This is a genomic window from Puniceibacterium sp. IMCC21224, assembly GCF_001038505.1.
Classification (GTDB): domain Bacteria; phylum Pseudomonadota; class Alphaproteobacteria; order Rhodobacterales; family Rhodobacteraceae; genus Puniceibacterium.
In genome coordinates, this window is record NZ_LDPY01000001.1 from 4073514 (window position 1) to 4092847 (window position 19334).

The window sequence follows — 19334 nt, forward strand, 5'->3', positions numbered from 1 at the left end:
TTCATATCGTGTTTTTCTTGTTGTGCATGAAGAGATCGGAACGCCGCACGACGTTCTGGCCATCTGCCTTGATATCGAAGGAATAGCTTACGGGATCCGCCTGTCCCTTGATCATGCTGGATTTCACGCCCAGCAGCGATCCCGCCTCGTCCCCGGTCGACGGCATTAGCATGGAGGATTTTACCGCGATCGGGCATCCGTCACATTTCACCGTGCTGGTGCCTTTCATCAGATTCGCGGACATGGCGATATTGGGATAGGGCGTCGGGACCGGCCCCCCCGGCGTCGGCGTCTTGCACACATCGGTTTGTGACTTCACGGTGCCCAGGCTGGACGCATGGATAACGGTTTCTGGGCTGTTGGCTGTCACGGTAACCGGCATACGGGCCTCCTAGTGTGGATGTACGACAAGTCGGACGTCGGATTCGTTTTCATTCGCGGCAATCCGCACCTTGGCGCGCCAGACAAGGGTCAGGCTGGGCGCATCCAGATCGATCAGGCAGGTGTCGAGAACGCCCGGCACCTGGAATCTACCCCGACGCAGGCGTCCTTCGAAGGCGATCCGCATCCGCGGCAGGGACATTTGAAGATCTCCGCCCGGCAGGCACTGCGACAGCGCGACCCTTTCGCCGCCCTGCAAGAATCCGGGATAGGTCATATCCGCACGGGATGAGTTGAAATACCGGATGTCGATGTCCAAAGGCCAAAGCGGACGGCGATAGGTCATCCACGTGTCATCGTAGCTTCCGGCGAATGCAATGCGCGGTTTCCATCCGCGGTCGACAAAGCCAAGACCGTCCGGCGTCCCGTGACCTGGAGAACACGGCGCGTCAGGCCTTTCGAAATTCGGCATGATCGAAGGGGTGTGCGAGTCCGCCGGTATCTGTCCGCAGCCGATCGGATTTTCTGCAAGCACTTTCCCGGTACTAGTCTTCCCACCAAAGCAGCGCTCCCAAGCGATCGGCATAGCGCGAAACGGTCGGGGTTGATCGACATGCGACCCTCCGATTTCGCGATGTATCCGGCGATCGCCCGTGACGCGTATTCTCTTGTGCCATCGACCTATTCTGAACGACGGAGTGAGCATGGTTGCCACGTGATCGCGCGGGGCATGTATGCTTCCGATAATCGCGATGTCGGTCGTGTGTTTTACAGGTGCCCAGTCGCTGTCCTCGATCATGCTAGAGGCTCCAAGCGCACCAAGCCAAGACGGACCCTCGCAGATGTCGCGCTGCGTTTCGGAGGGCGCTAGCGAGCCATCCGCGCCGATGGCGAAGGTTGCCTTCAGCAGAAAGATCCGCGCGTGACCACCATCGAGGTCGCGAATATCCTCTTCGTCGTCGCGAAATGGTGTCGCATTCAGGATCGTCACGCCGAGCCTTCCTTGCCAAGAATGACGCAACTCCTCAGGCCGTCGTCGCTGCCCGCGATCACGGCTGCATACGGTCCGCTGGCATAGCCCTTTCGCCATGCCATGTCGGCCAGTCCGACAAGGATTGGCATTGTCGCCGCTCCGACGTCGCCAATGCAATCTGCAGGATGGACGATCGTCAACTCCTCGAAAAGACGGGACCAAAGCAGTCCCCATTCATGGAACTTGCCCTCTTCGCCATTCAGGTCGATGTAGACAGAGGCGATGTCGGATGCCTGCAATCCGGATTCGTCCAAGGCGGTCATTACGGCGGATGTATAGCCTTCGGACACATTGGGAATATCTCCGAAAAGCGTTCCTGGCTCGGTCGCCGTGCCACATCCGAGCACTGCCAGGCTTTGGCGCGAAGTTGATCGTCCCGTGAGCACGATTGCGCCACAGGCTTCTCCTGGGATCAGACCGCGCGGCCGCGTCGTGTCCCGGACCCGGTCCTCCTGTTCCAGCGACTCGATGATGTCCAGGGACAGCAGCGAATCCAGCCCCACGATAAAGCGGGGCGTGTCCGGGTCGATCCTGATGACGTTCTGCAACCTTTTGAGAATTAAACCCAATCCGGCCGGCCCGGTCTCCGACACCTCGATATTCACGCTTGGGCGTGACTTGCGCAGACGGTCGGAGAAATCGTTGACTTTGTTTCCGCCGAATCGCGAAGGGTGGCGGCCTGCAAGGGGGGCGAGGAACGTTATGCTCGCCCGTTCCACGCGCTGCAGGCCGGAGTCCTGGGCCGCCTCGTTCAATACGTTCGAGAGCAGCAGATCGGCTTCTGGCAGGGCTTTTTCGAAGAGGGGCAAAGGAGCTGTCGTCAGAGGAGCGCCCCAGCGATCAAAAAGGTCTGCGCTCTGAACATAGCCGTCAAGTCCGCATCGAATCGCGGCACAGCTTGCTGCAGCCGAGCAGCCGACCGGCGTACACATCCCTGTACCGTGAATATAGCCTATCACCAAGAGCCGCCTCTTTCAGGCCTAATGTCAAATCCGGAATCGGGCTTATCGCCGGCCGCAAAAATCGACCTTTCCGAATTATAGCAAAACTTCGGTCAAATGGCTCATAAAATCACGCTTAGCAACTGTATCTTTCAGTGTGTCGAGGGTGCGGCAGCGCTCGATCGCGCTCATCACCTTCAACTGATCGAGGCTGATATGGCCCGCGTTGGCCGCCCGCCAAGCAGCGCCGTCGTGCTGTAAGCACGCCTCCGGCGTGAAGGCGCGGAAAATATCCGCAACCTCCAGCTTTGGCCGAGACACCGCAGTCTAAGAGGCGCCTTTCTTGCCCTTCCTGCGCTTCGCCGCGGTCAGATCGTCAAGCGGGCTTACCACCGCCGAGATCATGCCTGTGGCGACGCTGGCATACCGCGCCGTCGTGGTCAGTTTGGTATGCCCGAGCAGCGCCTGTATGACCCGGATGTCCACGCCACGTTCCAGAAGATGCGTCGCAAACGAATGGCGCAACGTGTGCAGCGTGACCGGCTTGATGATGCCTGCCGCCCGCGCCGCCTGCTTGAACAGCCGCGAAATCTGACGGGGAGGCAGGTGCCTGCAGCAATAGCCGGGGAAAATGACCCGCTCAGGCCCCGCCACGCCTGCATCCTGACCAACAGGACGTTCTTTCCACCACTCACGCAACAGTCCCAGAATATTGGCGGGCAGCATCACATTGCGATCCTTGCGACCCTTCGCCTGCACGATGCGGATGATGTTTTGGGCACCATCGATATCGCCGACCCGCAACCGGACGACCTCGCCGGCGCGCATGCCGCAGCCATAGGCCAGCGACAGCATCACCCGTGCCTTCAGGCTCGTGCCATGAGCAGGAGGCGCTTTACCTCGTCGCGGCTCAGAACCAGCGGCACCTTGACGGGCTCCTTGAGGCTGAAAACCTCCGCCACAAGATCATGCCGTCGGAGCGTCACGCGGAGCAGAAACTTCACCCCGGTCATCGTCTGGTTGCGCGTGCAGATACTCGTCCCACTCTCGATCAGATGCTGCTGGAAATCCCGCAAATCATCCGGTGTCGCTGTCTCCGGGGAGCGCCCAAGCCAGGCCGCAAACCGCTTGCAGGCCCGCAAGTGGCTGGCCTGCGACGCCGATCCGAGGTTGCGCGCCGACATATCCGCGATCATGCGCGCGCGAAGGGGTGTCATCGGTTTGGAATGCTGAACATTGATGGGAAAATCCTCTGTTAATCGAGGCAAGATCACCTCGACCAACAGCACGCACCCAACCTCGGAAACCGCGAAACAAAACCCGCTTCAGCGCAACGCCCGACACACAGAGCCAATATCGCGAAGCGATTTAGTGCTCGAGCCCAAAATGATCAATGCTGCACGGAGCACGAACGTCAGCTATTCGGATTCTACGGCCAGGCGTCTGACCAAAACCAAGATCAGTATCACTGCAATGAACAGAAACACCGCACCGACAATCCACGCGATAGGTGTAGAGTAAATTTCAGCGACAGTTCCGGCCAAAACCAGACCCAATGCGGCCCCCAACTGTTGTATCAGCGATCTCAGAGATAGCATGGTCGACCGCTGACGGTCTTCTACACAGCGATGCAGAATGCTGTTGGCCGGCGTCTCAGAGACACCAAGGACCACAGAATACAGGACGAATACTGTCACAAAGCCGATGATACTGCCTTGCAACGCCAATGCGATCTGAACGCCCGCCAAGCAAGCAAAGGTCGCAGCCAGCGTCATGGCGTGCCGCCGCCTGAAAATCCGGCTGATGTGCGCAGACAGAGATGCGCCGAAAGCGATGGAGAAGAAATAGGTCGCAGTGACGACACCGATGACGGTGTTGGCGTAGCCCTCATCCAGCATGGGTTTTGCATGGGTCGGCCAGATCACCTCGACTGGGTTGGTTGCCATCAGAAAGAAGGCCAACGCTGCCAGCAGTATCGACAGAGCGGGATGTTTAAGAGCCAAAAGGCTCGCGTCCTTTATCACCGTTGGGACATTGGCGAAGCCGTGCAGGAGAGCAGTAACGTCTCTGGGACGCGGTTTTTCGACAATGGCGAACATCGTGAACACAAACACGCCCAACATCACACCAAAGCTTGCCAGGTAGGACACATCATAGATGCTGAACCCGAGGCTTTTTGCGACCTCGCCCAAAATATCGGGCAGAAGACCTCCCACGACGGCGCCAATGGCCAACCCTACGGCGTTAGCCCATTGCGCTTTGGCCAGTGCGGGCTGGACATCCACATCAGGTGCTGCGGCCTTGAACGTTTCGACAAACCACGCATCAAGCGTGCCTGACCTGAGCGCGCGTCCAAAACCGATGAATGCAAATGAAAGCGCCAGAACATGGAAATCACTGGTCGAGAGAAAGAGCACGAGCGAAATCAAGCTGGCGACAACCGCCGTCAAAAAGACCGGCTTGCGGCCAATGCTGTCGGCGAGACCACCGAACGGCAGCTCCATCACCATCGTCGTGAGCGAGTAGACCCCGAAGAGAAGCGAGATTTGAACCAGGTCCATGCCACGGTCAGTCAATGCCAGTGCAACAACGGCGACTGTCAGCCCCATCGCAAAACGGTCAAGGAACTGGTGAATCTGAAACACGCGAATGTGCCGTCGCGCTGACGGGTTCAGTGCTGCAAAAGAGAACTCTATTTCGGAGGCCATCTTTGCAGCATCGACGTTGCTGTCGACATCCACAATACCTCAGGTGAGCCGGAACCTATACCGCGCACGACAAAGCGGACGTTCGAAAAGGCGCACAGAACGGCAGCAAAGGTCCGCCCTGCCGAGCTTCACCCTTCGAAAATACTGCGCGATCGATGAATGGCCGGTCTCGTGAAGCTGCACCGCAGCGTTCCAGCGTGAAGGCAATGGCAGCATTGGGCCGACACCCTCCCAAATAGCTTAAGACTCACAAATCTTCCCGCCATTTAACGGCAGTCATTTGGAGCCAGCTGGGCAGGAGCGGCTTCAAAGTTGTTGTCAGATCTTCACTGGAGGCGCTTCGGATCAGATTGAGGACCTGTTTGTCATCGCGGCTCAGTGCTCGTTTCGGCCAGGCGCCCTTGATGCCATCAACCGCCTGCGCGAATCCCTCGGTCCATCGGTACGCTCTGCGTCAGCATCGGATAATGTGTCGACGAGGTCCAGAACCGATTCCGGATCATGGGAGAGAGGCGCCGCCCATCGGTCCGCCCACAACAGCGTTCCTCTCGGATCACCTGTAGTTGGCCGATCCATAAGACAAGTTGTCCGTCGTCATATAAAATGGGACATCAGAGCGGCTTGAGCATTGGAGGCTCTGGCTCGTTTGTGTGATTGATTATGCGGTGGACTTGCCACGCAAAAGTTCCGGTCTCTCAGCTCATGTTAGGCAGCCCGTCTCTCGAAAGCCAAGGGACTTTTCCCGCCAAGGGATGAATGCCGTCTTCGCGGGTTGTAGAACCCATTGATGTATTGGAATATTGCTCCTTCTGCTTGTCTGCGGGTCGCCCATTTCTGACGCCAGATCAGTTCGGCTTTCAGAGATTTGAAGAAGGTCTCGACCATGGAATTGTCATAACAATTTCCCTTGCCGCTCATTGAGACCAGAAATCCATGCTGCTTCAGACTTTTCTGATAGTCACCTGAACAGTATTGAGAGCCACGATCCGTATGATGGATACAGCCTTTGGGTGGCTTTCGCAGCCCTACTGCCATGTCTAATGCCTTGATGGCCAGGTCCCGCTTCATCCGGTTACTGACCGCCCAGCCAATGACCCGGCGGGAGTAAAGATCGATGATCACTGCCAAATACAGCCATCCCTCGCTCGTCCAGATGTAGGAAATGTCCCCTGCCCATTTTTGGTTTGGGCCATCAGCAGAGAAGTCCTGATCAAGAAAGTTGGGGGCGACATTGAAGGCGTGATTGCTGTTAGTCGTGACTTTATGTTTACGGGTTCGAATAACCTTGATCGCGTTCTCACGCATCAACCGGCCTACCCGGCGGTGCCCGACAACAAGACCGAGATCGCGCAGTTCCTCCGTCATGCGAGGTCGGCCGTAGCTTTGCAGGCTAAGGCGGTGTTGTTCTCTGATATGGGCCAACAGCACCATGTCATCTCGCTGGCTTCGGCTGATAGGGCGGATCTTCCAGGCGCGAAACCCACGGGAAGTTACCCGCAAAACGCGGCATAGAAACTCAATGGGCCAGATCTTCTTCCAGGTGTCGATAAAGGCAAACCTCACGCCTTTTGGCCTGCGAAGAAGATCGTCGCCTTCTTTAACACTTCCCTCTCCTCGCGGAGTAGCCGGTTCTCTTTGCGAAGGCGGGCGTTCTCCTTCTCCACATCCTCATGCGGGCCGGACATCAGGTCATCATTCTGATGGTGTTGAACCCACTTGTTCAGTGTCGAAACACCAACCCCTAAATCAGACGCAATCTGAGGTCGCGTCAGTCCACTGCTTGTTGCAATGCGAACCGCATCACGTCTGAACTCGTCGCTGTATCTTGGTGCCAATTTGTGTCTCCTTCATTGCGAATATCGCTCGAAAGAGACCGGAACTAAATCGGGACAAGTCCAGACAGGGGCTGGGGAGGTGGAGGAATGAGATACCCTGCAACCGAGAAGCTTGAGATCATCCGCACCGTTGAAGGTTCGCATCTGCCCACCAAAATGACGCTGGATATGCTGGGCATTCCGCGCACGGCTTTCTACCGCTGGTATGATCGCTACGTCGAGGGCGGGTTCGATGCGCTGGCCGATCGGTCTCCTCGACCAGGGTCGGTCTGGAATCGAATACCCCAAGACCGGCGCGATGACCTGATCGAGTTTGCGTTAGAACATGAGGCGCTGACGACACGTGAACTGGCGGTCAAATACACCGATGAGAACCGGTATTTTATCTCGGAATCATCGGCTTACCGCATTCTTAAAGCAGCTGATCTGATCACGGCGCCGGACTATGTGGTGATCAAGGCCGCGGACGAGTTCACGGACAAGACCACGGCCATCCATCAGCTCTGGCAGACCGACTTCACCTACTTCAAGATCATCGGCTGGGGCTGGTATTACCTGTCCACCATCCTCGACGACTACAGCCGCTACATCATCGCCTGGAAGCTTTGCACAAACATGCGGGCCGAGGACGTGACGGACACGATTGAACTGGCTCTGAGCGCATCGGGCTGTGACCAAGCCGTCGTCCGGCACAAGCCGCGCCTGCTGAGTGACAACGGGGCCTGCTACATCTCTGGCGACCTCGCCAAGTGGTTGGGAAATCAAAAAATGGGCCACGTTCGCGGGGCACCATTCCATCCGCAAACCCAGGGCAAGATTGAGCGCTGGCACCAAACTATGAAGAACCGGGTTCTGCTGGAAAACTACTACCTGCCCGGCGATCTCGAACGCCAGATCGGGGCCTTCGTAGAGTATTACAACAACGCGCGATACCACGAGAGTCTCAACAACGTCACGCCCGCCGACGTCTACTTTGGGCGCGACAAAGCCATCCTCAGAGAAAGGAAGAAGATCAAGATACTGACAATCCGCGAACGCCGCTTGCAACACCAAAAACAAGCCGCATAATCAATCACACAAACGAGCCAGAGCCTCCAATGCTCAAGCCGCTCTGATGTCCCATTTTATATGACGACGGACAATGGTAGCTTGTAACTGGCCGATGCCTGTGAGCGTGATTGCTTATATGAGGTTTCGGAAGGGGCAGTGGGAGTTCGTAACTTCCCACTGCCGCTCTTTGCCGCGTCGTTAACGGATTGCAGTCCTAGACGCTTATAAGAAGATGGTAGCCGTCACCTAAATATTATCCAGACATTAACAAGCCGTTGACTCTACTGTCCAGCTTAACCGATCTAGCCAGATTGCTGTCATAATAGTTCGGGCCTTCCGGCTAGTTAAGTATATAGGTCCCTTTCCAAAAGTAGCTCACAACGTAATCTGAACCAAAAAAATACGCTCAAAATCCGAATGCGCGAGAATTGAAAACCCAAACTTATAAGGTGGAAGCAATAACAGTGCGAGGCTCATCGCCATTCACTATCTTGATGGCGGTTACAATTGATAGTCGTCGCAGGTCTTCTACGCTCTCAGGGGAAAAAAATGCTGCATGAGGAGTGATGATGAGTCGCCCATTGAGCCACTCATCTCCATCGGTCCAAGCGCGAAGCAAAGGATGATTTAGATTGGGCGGCTCTTCGGCCAAGACGTCTAATCCAGCTCCCGCCAAACTTCCATCCTTCAATGCACTGAGCAGGGCTGAAAGATCAACAATTCCTCCGCGAGCTGTGTTAATTAGGATTGATCCCGGCTTGAAGTAAGCAAGAAGTTCTTGATTAACCAGATTTTTGGTACTCGATGTCAACGGGCAATGAAAGGATATGATGTCGCTTTGGCTGACAAGGCCCTGCAGAGAGTCGATCCGGTCCAAGCCGAGCGCAATGTCCTGTCCCGGTGCCGCATAAGGGTCGTAGAAACAGACGCGGATGCCAAAGGCCTTGGCGCGAAGCGCCAGAGCCGTACCAATCCAACCTAGGCCGACGATGCCAAGAGTTTGTCCCGAAAGGCGTGCTATGGGTGCGTTAGGGACCGCGAAGGGAGACCAAGCGCCGGTCCGCCTGATGCGCTCGGTTTGGACTGTTATGCCTCTGCGAAGATCGAGGATAAGTGCCATAGCATGATCAGCAATCTCTCGGGTGCCGTAATCCGGCACGTTGCAGACGGGTATTCCGCGCATAGCGCAGGCGCCGATGTCAATATGATCAGTGCCTACGCCCGCTTGTATCACGGCGCTCAGGGCGGGAAACTGAGATAGCTGGCACTCACTCAGCTTGTTCCGGCTGCGGCAATGAATGATCGCCACAACATCCGAAAGAAGCCCCTCTGGAAACGCGCCCTCTGACGGGGCGAGCGTGAGAAAGTTGTATTCGGGTCCTGCGATCGATGACTCGAGTGCCAAATCGGTGCCGAATTGCGGGTCTATGATGGCGATAGTAGGCATGTGAAAAGTCCAGTTAGAGATTTTCGTCGTAACAAGGGCTCAAGATGACAGGAACACCGGAACGGGTTCCAAAGTCGAAGCAGGTTTCCCCGGCACACAACTTCCAGGGTCCCGGCGTTGCACCCGATGCGGCAAGCCGAAGCGTCCGTTGCGGCAGAAGATTCGGCTTCCAAACCCACATTCCGTCGTCAAGCCTCGCACCCGGTCCGGGATCGACACCGGTGGCCGAGCCTGAGATCCGCGCCTGTGTCGGAACTAGGCCTTCGGAGGTGACAGCCCAATCCTCCTGCCATACGATTTTCTCAATCGAATGTTCCCACGACAGGGTGAAGCTGGTCGCTGCAACTACAATTGTCTTGGCTGCCAGCGCGATGCACAGGTTCATGAAACACGCCCCTTTCGAACCGTTGCCGGGGTTCTGCGAAGCGCCGACAGTAGAAACCCAGCCAGCAGCAGAAAACCGATTGCGTTGGACAGCATGCCTGCTGTTACAAACGCGATCGCTCCGAGTACCGCGAGCACGCGTTCTGGCCAGGTCAACGTCCGTCCGAGAAAGCCAATGATCGCCGCGCCCCAGAGGAAAACCGCTGCCGCGGTCTTCGCGATCACCACCGCCACCGCCGGAATGTAGCCGATGCTCTCGGCCAGCGGTCCGCCGTCCTGAAGCATGAGTGCTGGAGAATATACCGCGATGTAGGGCATCACGAAACCAGCCGCGGCGACCTTGATCGCCTGCACCGAAATCTTCAGGCCATTCTCCTTCGCGATCGGTGCCGCAGCGAAGCAGGCCAGGGCCACAGGAGGCGTGAGGTCCGCGAGGATGCCGAAGTAGAAGACGAACATGTGGGACACGATCAGTGGCACACCCAGTTCCAGCAATGCGGGTCCGGCAATGCTCGACGTGATGATGTAGTTCGGGATAGTCGGTATCCCCATCCCGAGGATGATGCAGGTGATCATCGTCAAGATCAGGGACAGGATCAGGCTCTGATTGCCAACCGCGACGATGAATCGACTGAACGTGGTAGCCGCGCCGGTCAGTGACAGCACACCGATAATGACGCCGACCATGGCGCAGGCCACGGCGACCGGCAGCGCCGTTCGCGCCCCCCCGGCCAGAGCATCGCGACAGGCGATAAGGGTCTGCCGGCCGCTCGAATGGGTCAGGTTCCATGCCGCGAGCAGGCCAAGCAACCCGAGGACCGGGTAGAGCCCGAACTCTAGGAAGGCGGCACAGCCTGCGCCGATCGCGATCCAGTAGATGAAGCGCAGCACGGTGCTGGAAAGGCCGACGGCGGCCGCGGTGCCCAAGATCACGACAAGAGTCATTGTCAGCCCGACGAGTCCAGCGAACAGAGGGGTGAAGCCCGCAAACAGGAGGTAGACCAGGACGGCCAGAGGCAGGAGCAGGAACCATTCACGCCGCACCGCCGCGAGAGCGGAGGGACGTTCGGCCTCTGACAGCCCGGTAAGCCCCAGACGCCGTGCTTCGAGGTGCACGATCCAGAAGGCGGAGCCGAAGTAGAAGACTGCCGGTATCACGGCGGCCAGAACAACCTGCGCATACTGTATGCCCAGGGTCTCGGCCATAATGAAGGCGACAGCGCCCATGACCGGCGGCATGATCTGCCCGCCCATGCTGGCGGTGGATTCCACCCCGCCAGCGAAAGCGGGGGAGTAGCCGAAACGCTTCATCAGGCGAATGGTGAACTGACCCGTGGTCACGACGTTGGCGACCCCCGATCCCGAAATTGTGCCCATCAGGCCGGAGGCAATCACGGCAACCTTGGCCGGCCCTCCGGTGCGATGCCCGACCAGGCCCAGCGATACGTCCGTGAAAAGCCGGATCATGCCGGCCCTTTCCAGGAACGATCCGAACAGGATGAACAGGAAGATATAGGACGACGAAACGTAGATTGGCGTGCCGTAAATGCCTTCCGTCCCGAAGGTCAAATGATCGATGATCTGCGAAAAGGGAAACGGCCTGTGGTCGAGCGGGCGGAGCAGGTATTCGCCCCAGATCGCATAGGCTAGGAATACAGCGCAGATGAGTGGAAGCGCCGGCCCCATGACGATCCAACTCGCCGCGAAAACAGTCATCAGCAGAACAACTCCGACGACGACGTCCATGGTCGTCGGTAGGCCCGCGCGAATGATCAGGGCCTCGTATTGCGTCGTCTGATATAGGGCGACCACTACAGCCAGAAAAGCGCAGGCCCATGCGATCGCCGCCCAGCCGCGTCCAAGGCCTCTCGTAGCCCGGTGAAGCGGAAAGGCGAGGAAGCAGGCGAAGGCGACGTGGATGACCCGGACAAGCTGCGACGGAAGGTCCACAAGATGTGCCGCCGTTAGGATTTGGAAAACGGAGAAAAGGATCGCTGTCCAGAACAGCATGCGACCCTCCAAAGAGTTGCCGAACGGTTGGTCGTCCGGCCCCGGGATTTCGGGAGCAATCCGCTCGGCATGGGGCGTGACGGAGCCTTGCTCCGCCACGGCGTTTCTATCGGATGCGGGATATGGCGATGTCATCGTTTCATGTCCCCGCACGTGGGTGCAGGGCAGTCACGACGCACCACCACTGCGATTGGACATTCCATCATTGGACAAGGCCTTGTTCGCGGTAGTAGCGCTCGGCGCCTGGGTGAAGCGGCAGGGGCATCCCGCGGGTCGCATTTTCGAGGGCGATACCCTTGGCCGAGTCGTGCGCAGCGCCGAGCGTGTCGAGATTCTCGAAAACGGTCCTGGTCAGATTGTAGACTAGTTCATCCGGCAGATCGGCGGATGTTGCCATCATGTTCGCAACGGAGATCGCGGTCACCTCCTCATCCTGGCCAGGGTAAGTGTCAGCGGGAATGGTGGCCGACACATATGGCGCGCCCAGTTTTTCGGCCACTCCGGCGGGAATTTCGACAAGCTGCACGCCAACGCTTGACGCAAGATCCTTGATCGAAGCCACGCCAAGCCCAGCCGACTGGAGTGTCGCGTCGATCTGGCGGTTCTTGAGTAGCTCGACCGAGTCCGCGAAAGGCAGATATTCCACACGATCGAAATCGTCATAGCTGATCCCCGCCGCCGTCAGAATGACGCGCGCACTAACTTCCGTCCCGGACGCCGGCGCGCCCACCGAGACGACATGCCCCTTCAGATCCGCAAGCGTCCTTATGCCGGATCCTTCGCGGGCCACGATCTGGATGTAGTTCGGGTAAATCGCTGCCATACCACGCAGCTTGTCAAGCTTCTGGGGAAAGCCGATTTCTTTATTTCCCTCCCAAGCATAGGCGAGGGTATCGCCGCCCGTGAAGGCAACTTCGCCCCGTCCCGCCTGGAGGAGATTAAGGTTCTCGACGGAAGCCTTCGTCGCCTGAACGGTAGCGCGGACACCGTCGATCTGTTCGCTGTAGATGCCCGCAAGTGCTGCTCCGACAGGGTAGAAAACCCCCGAGCTACCGCCCGTCAGAATGTTCACGAAGTCATCCGCACGCGCCGTTCCGGCTACCGGCATGGATAGGCTTGCTGCTACAAGCGCCATACCCTTGATGTTGATTTTGATATTCATATTTCCTCCCGCTTTCCGTCGGTGCCCCGAGACGACCCCTCAGCACCGCCTTCAAACTGGATCGATATGCGCCTTCAAAACCAGCGAATTGACTTCATGGACCGCGAATAATATTCCTATACGGATTTTTCTTCGGTAATAGGTCATGTGATGGCTACAGCATTGGGCGCGATTACGTTCAAGCAATTAGAGGCGCTCTACTGGGCGGCCGCACTCGGCAGCTTCGCGGCCGCCGCGTTGCGGCTGAACACCACACAATCCGCCATCGCAAAACGGATCAGAGAACTCGAGGTTGCGCTCGGCTGCACCGTGTTCAGACGTGCCGGTTCTAGCATCACCCTCACGACGCGCGGCGACGAAATTCTCGCCATCGCCAACGAGGTACTGATGCTGCGCAACAGGTTTGCAGAGGCCGCAGGAGGGCAGGGGCGGACTAACAGAGTCGCTCGTATTGGCATAACTGACCTCACGTCGATGACATGGCTCGCACAATGGTTGCGGGCCGTTCAGGAGCAGGAGCCCGGCCTCATCGTGCTGCCGGAGGTCAACGTCAGTTCTCGGCTTGTTGAAGGGCTGATTGACGGCAAGCTCGACCTTATAATCGTGCCGGACGCCTTCAGAGACCTTCGCTTCGAACGCATTCCTCTTGGAAAGGTCGAAAATGGGTGGTTCGCCAGTTCCCTCTACACTGAGCGGACCTTCATGCCGTTGGGAGAGATCGTATCCCAAACGGTTGTGGCGCAGACGGCCGCGTCAGGGTCTGGTCGCATTTTTAACGCTTGGCTCGCATCGACGGATGCCGTCCTCAAGCAACCGATGTATTCGAGCAATCTTGGTGCGATGATATCGCTTGCAATATCCGGCGTCGGGATCGTCATGCTTCCCAGATACAGCCAGTCGGAAATTGTGGCCTCTGGCCGACTTTTCGAGCTCTCGACGGACTTGGCGCTTCCGAGTGTGACATACACCGCATTGCACCGGCGGCATTCTGAGGACGATCCTGTTTCAGTCCTGATCGGACAAATTGTCGAAGCCTGTGACTTCGACCGGCCCATCTGGTCACCGCCAGCGGTTGTACCGCGCCGGTGATTGGAAATTGGCGCGATCGTAGGCAACCGCTCTGCGTCGACGGCTAAATGCCGATGGCCCGATAAGCGTTGGAGATACGTTCGATGGCGACGCGATAGGCGGCCGTCCGCAAATCCCTCGCACCTGTCGCCCATCGAGCTGACAGCATTGCATACGTCCGGCGCATCAGATCATCCAAGCCAGACCGAACAAGGTCAATTTCAGACGGCCCGCGCAAGAACGTTTCGGCATCTTCCGGCGGAAAAGTTCGGCCCGTCATCACTTCCAGAGACCGGGCTAGACGCACATGGCCAACTTCTTCTCGCCTCCGCTCCATCATGCCGAATGGAATGTGGTTGACGTTTTTGACCCACTCAAAATAGCTGACCGCTACGCCGCCGGCATTTGCAAACAGGTCAGGAATGATGACAACGCCGCGGTCTCGTAGCATCCCATCAGCCTCCCAGGTGGTCGGCCCATTTGCGGCTTCGACAACCAGACGGGCAGCTATGCGGGACGCATTCTCGGCATGGATGACCTGCTCATGCGCTGCCGGGATCAGGATGTCACATCTATCTTCCAGCGCGGCATCCCCGTTCGGAGCGAAACTGCCGCCCGAAAATCCCTTCACGCCCCCTGAGCTAAGCAGATGCTGCTTCAAGGCTTCGATGTTGAGGCCGTCAGGATTGCGAATAGCCCCGTCATGCTCGATCACCGTTGTCACGCGAGCGCCGTCCTCCTGCGACAGGAAAAGCGCCGCATGATACCCGACATTGCCAAATCCTTGAACAACCACTGTTCGGTTCGAAAGTCCTTGCTCCTCGAACCCCGCGCGCCGGAAATCCCGCTCGGTCTCAAAAAACGCTTGGAGCGCATACTGCACGCCCCGACCCGTCGCTTCCGTACGGCCTTCGATGCCATTCCCTGCGAGCGGCTTGCCGGTGACACAGGCCGATGCATTGATGTCGTCCGGGCGGAGCCGACTGTATTCATCAGCGATCCACATCATAGTCTGCTCGTTCGTCCCCATGTCAGGGGCAGGCACGTTCATTGAGGGGCTCAAAAATCCATGGCGTACCATTTCGGCAGTAAACCGACGGGTTATGCGCTCCAGCTCATGCTCTTCCCACTCCGACGGGTCTATCCGGAGTGCGCCTTTGGCGCCACCGAACGGCAGTCCGAGCAAAGCACACTTGTAACTCATCAAGGCGGCAAGTGCTTCGACCTCGTCCTGAGTAGCGCCGGGCGCGTAGCGAATGCCCCCTTTGGCGGGATTCTGATGCGTTGAGTGAACCGAGCGCCAGCCCGTGAAGGTGTGCATTCTGCCGCCAAGGCGCACCCCGAAACGCATGGTATAGGTCGCATTTGCGACACGGATCTTTTCGGCCAGACCGTCTGGAAGATCCAACGAGCCTGCCGCGAATTCAAACATAGCGTCGACGTCCGCCAGAAACGAATGTGTTTTCATTATTTTTATCTCTGTGAAGTGAATTGAACTTGGCACCCGGACATTTCAAGCGGCCAAGGTCGCCCGGCGGCGTCGGCGGACCTGTATCTGCAGGATCATCAGCAGAAGAGCAGTCGCGGGAATGTACCAGATTTCTTTCGGGAGCCGGTCGCGAGCCAATTCGATCGCGGAAAGACGCACATTGGCGTCACCATAAAAATCGAATCCACGCAAGGCGGAATAGGCCCGGCTGCCGGGAAGCGGCTCCTCCAGCACAAGCTGGTTTTCGCTGACCACAACTGCAATGCCGGCGGACCGAAGTCTCTGAATGCCCGAGGTTTCTATTCCGGATTCGATGTGGGAACCGGGGTCTTGTACCGAGTCAATCAGTTGCGCGAGATACACCTGTCGACGTATCTGCTCCGGGACCCTTGCATCCGGGCCCATAATCACCAGTCGAAGGGATGCTTTCTGCGCCGCATCAGCCGCTTCGGACAGGATCGGTATGCCTGTGACTGTCTCGAAGGGCGGGTCGACAAGATCCAGCCAGAAGCCCGGTCGAAAGAGCGTGAAGGCGATCAGGAGAAGCGCAGCGGATTCCCACAGTCTCGACCGTATCAGCAGCCAGCCCTGGGTGGCAGATACAAACAGCAACATGGCCAGAGTTGCCGTCAACGAGATGAACACCGCCTGCCACCAGACCACGTCGATTAATAGAAGCTGGGTGTTGAATATGAACAGGAACGGCAACAGAGCTGTCCGGATGTCGTAAAGGAATCCCTGGACACCCGTCCGCAGCGGGCTACCGCCCGAGATGGCGGCGGCCGCAAAAGAGGCCATTCCTACTGGTGGGGTCACATCGGCGAGGATGCCGAAATAGAACACGAACAGGTGAACAGCGACCAATGGAACAATCAATCCGTTCTGCGCACCAATAGAAACGACAACCGGCGCCATCAGGGTCGACACCACGATATAGTTCGCTGTTGTCGGCAGCCCCATCCCGAGAAGGATACTCATCGCTGCAACCAGCAGCAGCATGAGCATCAAGCTGCCTCCCGCGAGATATTCGACAAACGAACCGATCACCTGATGCATTCCGGTGAGCGATACAGAGCCGATAATTACCCCTGCAACGGCAGTCGCCACTGCAATCCCGATCATGTTACGGGCGCCGAATACGAGGCCGTCGCGCAGATCTCTGGCCCCGTCGCAAAGCGCCGCCCGCAGGCCGGCGGTGCCAGAGCCGCGCAGCAGCACCTTCAACGGCTTCTGTGTCACCAGGATTACGACGAGAAGCTCGATTGCCCGTAACGCTGACAGCGTCGGGGACAAGCGTTCAAATAGGATACACCAGATCAGCACGATGATAGGGAGAAGGAAGTAGGCGCCGGTCGTCAAGACATCACCCGCCCGCGGCAACGTTTCGGCAGCCCACTCATCGGGGTCCAGATCAGGTCGGCGCGCGGCCAACCAAATCAATCCCAGATAGCAGATCGTCAGGATGACTACAGCCACGACGGGGACCGCTGCGGGCAGGGAGCGGGCCAACTCGGACAATAGCAGTCTGACCAGGCCGATCAGCCCGAAAATCAGGACTACGATGCAGATCGTACGTCCCCATCGGAACAGCGCGCTGTGTCGCGGTTCTGGTCGGGGCAGGCCGTTGAGCCCAAGCTTGAGGGCTTCGAGATGAACGATATAGAGCAGCGACAAATAGGTGATAGCCGCGGGTAAGGCCGCATAATAGATGAGGGTCGCGTAGGGAACGCCGGTGAATTCTGCAATGAGAAAGGCGGCTGCGCCCATGACAGGTGGGGTCAACTGACCGTTGGACGACGCCGAGGCCTCAATCGCACCGGCCTTTTCGGCTGACAGCCCGGTGCGTTTCATCAGCGGAATGGTAAAAGTGCCTGTCGATACAACATTGGCGATCGAAGATCCTGAATAGATCCCGGAAATCCCCGAAGACAGTACGGCAGCTTTCGCAGGGCCTCCGCGCAAATGGCCCAGAAGCGCGAACGCGAGGCGGATGAAATAAAGGCCTGCTCCCGCCTTTTCCAGCAGCGCGCCAAACAGCACGAACAGGAAGATCATCGACGCCGAAACGCCCAATGCCACGCCGAAAACGCCTTCCGACTGCATCCAGTAATGCCACATGGCCTTGCTGAACGAGGCACCCTTCCAGCGTATGACCTCGGGCAACAGGTCGGAATACCCCGCAAATGTATAGAGCATGAATGCGCCTGCCACGAACAGCAGCGGCGGACCGAGCGAGCGGAACAGCCCGATGGCCACTGTCAGCAGGCCGATGCCGGCAATCCACAGATCCAGATCCGTCGGTAATCCTGCGCGCGCGGAGATCTGGTCGCGAAAATAGAACAGGTACAGACAAGACGCCGCCCCGAGAGCGGCGAGCAGCCAATCCGTGACGGGAATGGATGTTCGCGCAGACCAGCTTGTTGACGGGAAGGCGAGCATTGCCAGCGCCAGAGCGAACGCAAGGTGGATTTGGCGTACCGCCTGTTCGTTCAGCGTCAGGTTCCAGCCTGTCAGCGCCGACAGCGTGAAAGGCAGGGTCGAGGCCACGTAGATTTGAAACAGCGACCAGAGAAGCGCCAGTGACGTCACGATCACGCCAGCCGTGCCCACCGGATGCCGCGCCCCGGTTTCCGACCCAACGATGTCGACAGATTTTTCGACGGTGTCGGTCGTCGTGACGGGCACACCGATGTTGCCATCGGTTGTCTTTGAATTGGGAGTCATTCTTGGATTATCCTGCAGGAGTATCGCCCGCGAGCCCGCACAGAGCATCGCAGGCGAACCAGTTACTTCCAGCCGCGTTCTGCGTAATAGGCCGCCGCGCCCGGATGAAGCGGCGCGGACAGGCCGTTCACGCTCATGCCTTCAGGCTCGAGACCTCCGAGTGCAGGATGCAGGGCCTTGAATTCATCAATGTTTTCGAAAACCGATTTGACCAGTGCATGAACCGACGCATCGGGTTCTCTGGCAGACGTGATCAGCGTAGCGCCCACACCGAATGTTGCCACTTCATCGGCATTGTCCTGATACATCCCGCCAGGAATGGTTGTCGCAGCGTAATAGGGGTATTGATCAATGAGCGACTGTATCTCGGCGCCCGAAACAGAGACCAATTCGATCGGGCACGTGGCCATGGCTTCCGTTACGACGGCGGCTGGATGGCCGACGACAATGGCGCCAGCGTCGATCTTTCCGTCGCACAGGGCTTGCGGCAATTCCGAACTTTTGAATTCCGCACCCAATGTGAAATCCGCGGACGTCAATCCGTAGGCATTCATGACCAATTCCATCGTGGCACGGCCACCTGAACCGGCTTCGCCCAGATTGACCTTGTGACCTTTCAGCTCGGCAAATGTCTTGATACTGCTGTCCGCGCGGGCAAGAACCGTAAATGCTTCCGTATAGAGCGACAACACTGCGCGTTCGTCCTCGAACGGGCCCTGATCGGCGAAACTGCTTTCTCCTTTCAAGGCAAAATACTGCCAATCTGACTGGACCACGCCAAAGTCCAACTCACCAGCGCGAACGTTGTTGATGTTGTAAATCGACCCTCCTGTTGATTCTACCGAGCAGCGAATTCCAGTCTCTTTGCGGTCCTTGTTCATCAAGCGGCAGATTGCGCCGCCGATCGGATAATAGACCCCGGTGATGCCGCCCGTTCCGATGGACACGAACTCTTCAGCTTGTGCGCTTGAGCCGGCGATTCCGATAGCGAGGCAGACGAAGGAGCCTTTTAGAAATTTGATCATGGTATTCCCTGTGTGATTATGGGTACGGGGCCTGCGCCCCTAGCCAGCATCAGAGAAATCTCAATATGAAGCGAGCG

At 57.8% G+C, this 19334-nt stretch carries 14 protein-coding genes and 2 pseudogenes; 2 read left to right on the plus strand and 14 right to left on the minus strand.

Going from position 1 to position 19334, the window contains the following annotated elements; genetic code table 11:
- Position 1 precedes the first annotated feature (1 nt).
- The 7 genes and pseudogenes from IMCC21224_RS19075 to IMCC21224_RS19105 form a co-directional block, all read right to left on the minus strand.
- Positions 2 to 382 (minus strand): DUF4150 domain-containing protein, encoded by a 381-nt coding sequence (locus tag IMCC21224_RS19075; RefSeq protein ID WP_047996698.1) that lies wholly within the window; start codon positions 380 to 382, stop codon positions 2 to 4.
- Positions 383 to 391: 9 nt separating this feature from the next.
- Positions 392 to 1372 (minus strand): DUF2169 domain-containing protein, encoded by a 981-nt coding sequence (locus tag IMCC21224_RS19080; protein WP_047996699.1) that lies wholly within the window; start codon positions 1370 to 1372, stop codon positions 392 to 394.
- Positions 1369 to 2376: a hypothetical protein gene (locus IMCC21224_RS28265; RefSeq protein WP_197089229.1), complete on the minus strand. Its 1008-nt coding sequence runs from the start codon at positions 2374 to 2376 to the stop codon at positions 1369 to 1371. The genes IMCC21224_RS19080 and IMCC21224_RS28265 overlap by 4 nt, the downstream gene beginning before the upstream one ends.
- Before the next feature lie 75 nt (positions 2377 to 2451).
- On the minus strand, positions 2452 to 2676 hold the full coding sequence (locus IMCC21224_RS19090) for a hypothetical protein (protein WP_047996701.1): 225 nt from the start codon (positions 2674 to 2676) through the stop codon (positions 2452 to 2454).
- Positions 2677 to 2682: 6 nt separating this feature from the next.
- Positions 2683 to 3596 (minus strand): annotated as a pseudogene (locus IMCC21224_RS28985) (tyrosine-type recombinase/integrase).
- Positions 3597 to 3773: 177 nt separating this feature from the next.
- The gene (locus IMCC21224_RS19100; protein WP_047997277.1) at positions 3774 to 5063 is read right to left on the minus strand and encodes an MFS transporter; all 1290 of its coding nucleotides are present in this window, start codon (positions 5061 to 5063) and stop codon (positions 3774 to 3776) included.
- Positions 5064 to 5768: 705 nt separating this feature from the next.
- A protein-coding gene (locus tag IMCC21224_RS19105) for an IS3 family transposase (RefSeq protein ID WP_156178107.1) occupies positions 5769 to 6898 on the minus strand; the annotation gives its coding sequence in 2 pieces (ribosomal slippage) (positions 5769 to 6658 and positions 6658 to 6898; 1131 coding nt in all).
- 63 nt (positions 6899 to 6961) lie between these two features.
- Between IMCC21224_RS19105 and IMCC21224_RS19115 the strand changes: the two are divergent.
- A pseudogene (locus tag IMCC21224_RS19115) lies at positions 6962 to 7966 on the plus strand (IS3 family transposase); the annotation flags it as partial.
- Between the two features lie 424 nt (positions 7967 to 8390).
- Here IMCC21224_RS19115 and IMCC21224_RS19120 read toward each other — a convergent pair.
- From IMCC21224_RS19120 to IMCC21224_RS19135, 4 genes are all read right to left on the minus strand, one after another.
- On the minus strand, positions 8391 to 9395 hold the full coding sequence (locus IMCC21224_RS19120; RefSeq protein ID WP_047996702.1) for a C-terminal binding protein: 1005 nt from the start codon (positions 9393 to 9395) through the stop codon (positions 8391 to 8393).
- A gap of 13 nt (positions 9396 to 9408) precedes the next feature.
- Positions 9409 to 9780: a DUF1850 domain-containing protein gene (locus IMCC21224_RS19125; protein WP_047996703.1), complete on the minus strand. Its 372-nt coding sequence runs from the start codon at positions 9778 to 9780 to the stop codon at positions 9409 to 9411.
- The gene (locus IMCC21224_RS19130) at positions 9777 to 11924 is read right to left on the minus strand and encodes a TRAP transporter permease (RefSeq protein WP_053079044.1); all 2148 of its coding nucleotides are present in this window, start codon (positions 11922 to 11924) and stop codon (positions 9777 to 9779) included. Before IMCC21224_RS19130 ends, IMCC21224_RS19125 begins: the two co-directional genes overlap by 4 nt.
- Positions 11925 to 11991: 67 nt before the next feature.
- Positions 11992 to 12951: a TAXI family TRAP transporter solute-binding subunit gene (locus IMCC21224_RS19135; protein WP_156178331.1), complete on the minus strand. Its 960-nt coding sequence runs from the start codon at positions 12949 to 12951 to the stop codon at positions 11992 to 11994.
- Positions 12952 to 13101: 150 nt separating this feature from the next.
- Between IMCC21224_RS19135 and IMCC21224_RS19140 the strand changes: the two genes are divergently transcribed.
- The gene (locus IMCC21224_RS19140) at positions 13102 to 14040 is read left to right on the plus strand and encodes a LysR family transcriptional regulator (protein ID WP_047996704.1); all 939 of its coding nucleotides are present in this window, start codon (positions 13102 to 13104) and stop codon (positions 14038 to 14040) included.
- A 43-nt stretch (positions 14041 to 14083) separates the two neighbouring features.
- On the opposite strand, the gene IMCC21224_RS19145 is transcribed toward IMCC21224_RS19140, so the two are convergent.
- The 3 genes from IMCC21224_RS19145 to IMCC21224_RS19155 all read right to left on the minus strand — a co-directional run bounded on the left by IMCC21224_RS19145 (position 14084) and on the right by IMCC21224_RS19155 (position 19257).
- Complete coding sequence (locus IMCC21224_RS19145; RefSeq protein ID WP_231582125.1) at positions 14084 to 15451, minus strand: Glu/Leu/Phe/Val dehydrogenase; 1368 nt, start codon at positions 15449 to 15451, stop codon at positions 14084 to 14086.
- Positions 15452 to 15532: 81 nt separating this feature from the next.
- Positions 15533 to 18232, minus strand: a complete 2700-nt coding sequence (locus IMCC21224_RS19150) for a TRAP transporter permease (protein WP_082135271.1) — start codon at positions 18230 to 18232, stop codon at positions 15533 to 15535.
- Between the two features lie 62 nt (positions 18233 to 18294).
- Positions 18295 to 19257 carry a TAXI family TRAP transporter solute-binding subunit gene (locus IMCC21224_RS19155; RefSeq protein WP_047996706.1) on the minus strand — a complete coding sequence of 321 codons (963 nt, stop codon included), beginning with the start codon at positions 19255 to 19257 and terminating at the stop codon, positions 18295 to 18297.
- Positions 19258 to 19334 lie beyond the last annotated feature (77 nt).

Excerpts from the sequence above, each read along its gene's own strand:
- IMCC21224_RS19075 (WP_047996698.1), bottom strand. The coding sequence starts at position 382 with ATGCCGGTTACCGTGACAGCCAACAGCCCAGAAACCGTTATCCATGCG.
- IMCC21224_RS19100 (WP_047997277.1), bottom strand. The coding sequence starts at position 5,063 with ATGGCCTCCGAAATAGAGTTCTCTTTTGCAGCACTGAACCCGTCAGCG.
- IMCC21224_RS19120 (WP_047996702.1), bottom strand. The coding sequence starts at position 9,395 with ATGCCTACTATCGCCATCATAGACCCGCAATTCGGCACCGATTTGGCA.
- IMCC21224_RS19125 (WP_047996703.1), bottom strand. The coding sequence starts at position 9,780 with ATGAACCTGTGCATCGCGCTGGCAGCCAAGACAATTGTAGTTGCAGCG.
- IMCC21224_RS19130 (WP_053079044.1), bottom strand. The coding sequence starts at position 11,924 with ATGACATCGCCATATCCCGCATCCGATAGAAACGCCGTGGCGGAGCAA.
- IMCC21224_RS19135 (WP_156178331.1), bottom strand. The coding sequence starts at position 12,951 with ATGAATATCAAAATCAACATCAAGGGTATGGCGCTTGTAGCAGCAAGC.
- IMCC21224_RS19140 (WP_047996704.1), top strand. The coding sequence starts at position 13,102 with ATGGCTACAGCATTGGGCGCGATTACGTTCAAGCAATTAGAGGCGCTC.
- IMCC21224_RS19145 (WP_231582125.1), bottom strand. The coding sequence starts at position 15,451 with ATGTTTGAATTCGCGGCAGGCTCGTTGGATCTTCCAGACGGTCTGGCC.
- IMCC21224_RS19150 (WP_082135271.1), bottom strand. The coding sequence starts at position 18,232 with ATGACTCCCAATTCAAAGACAACCGATGGCAACATCGGTGTGCCCGTC.
- IMCC21224_RS19155 (WP_047996706.1), bottom strand. The coding sequence starts at position 19,257 with ATGATCAAATTTCTAAAAGGCTCCTTCGTCTGCCTCGCTATCGGAATC.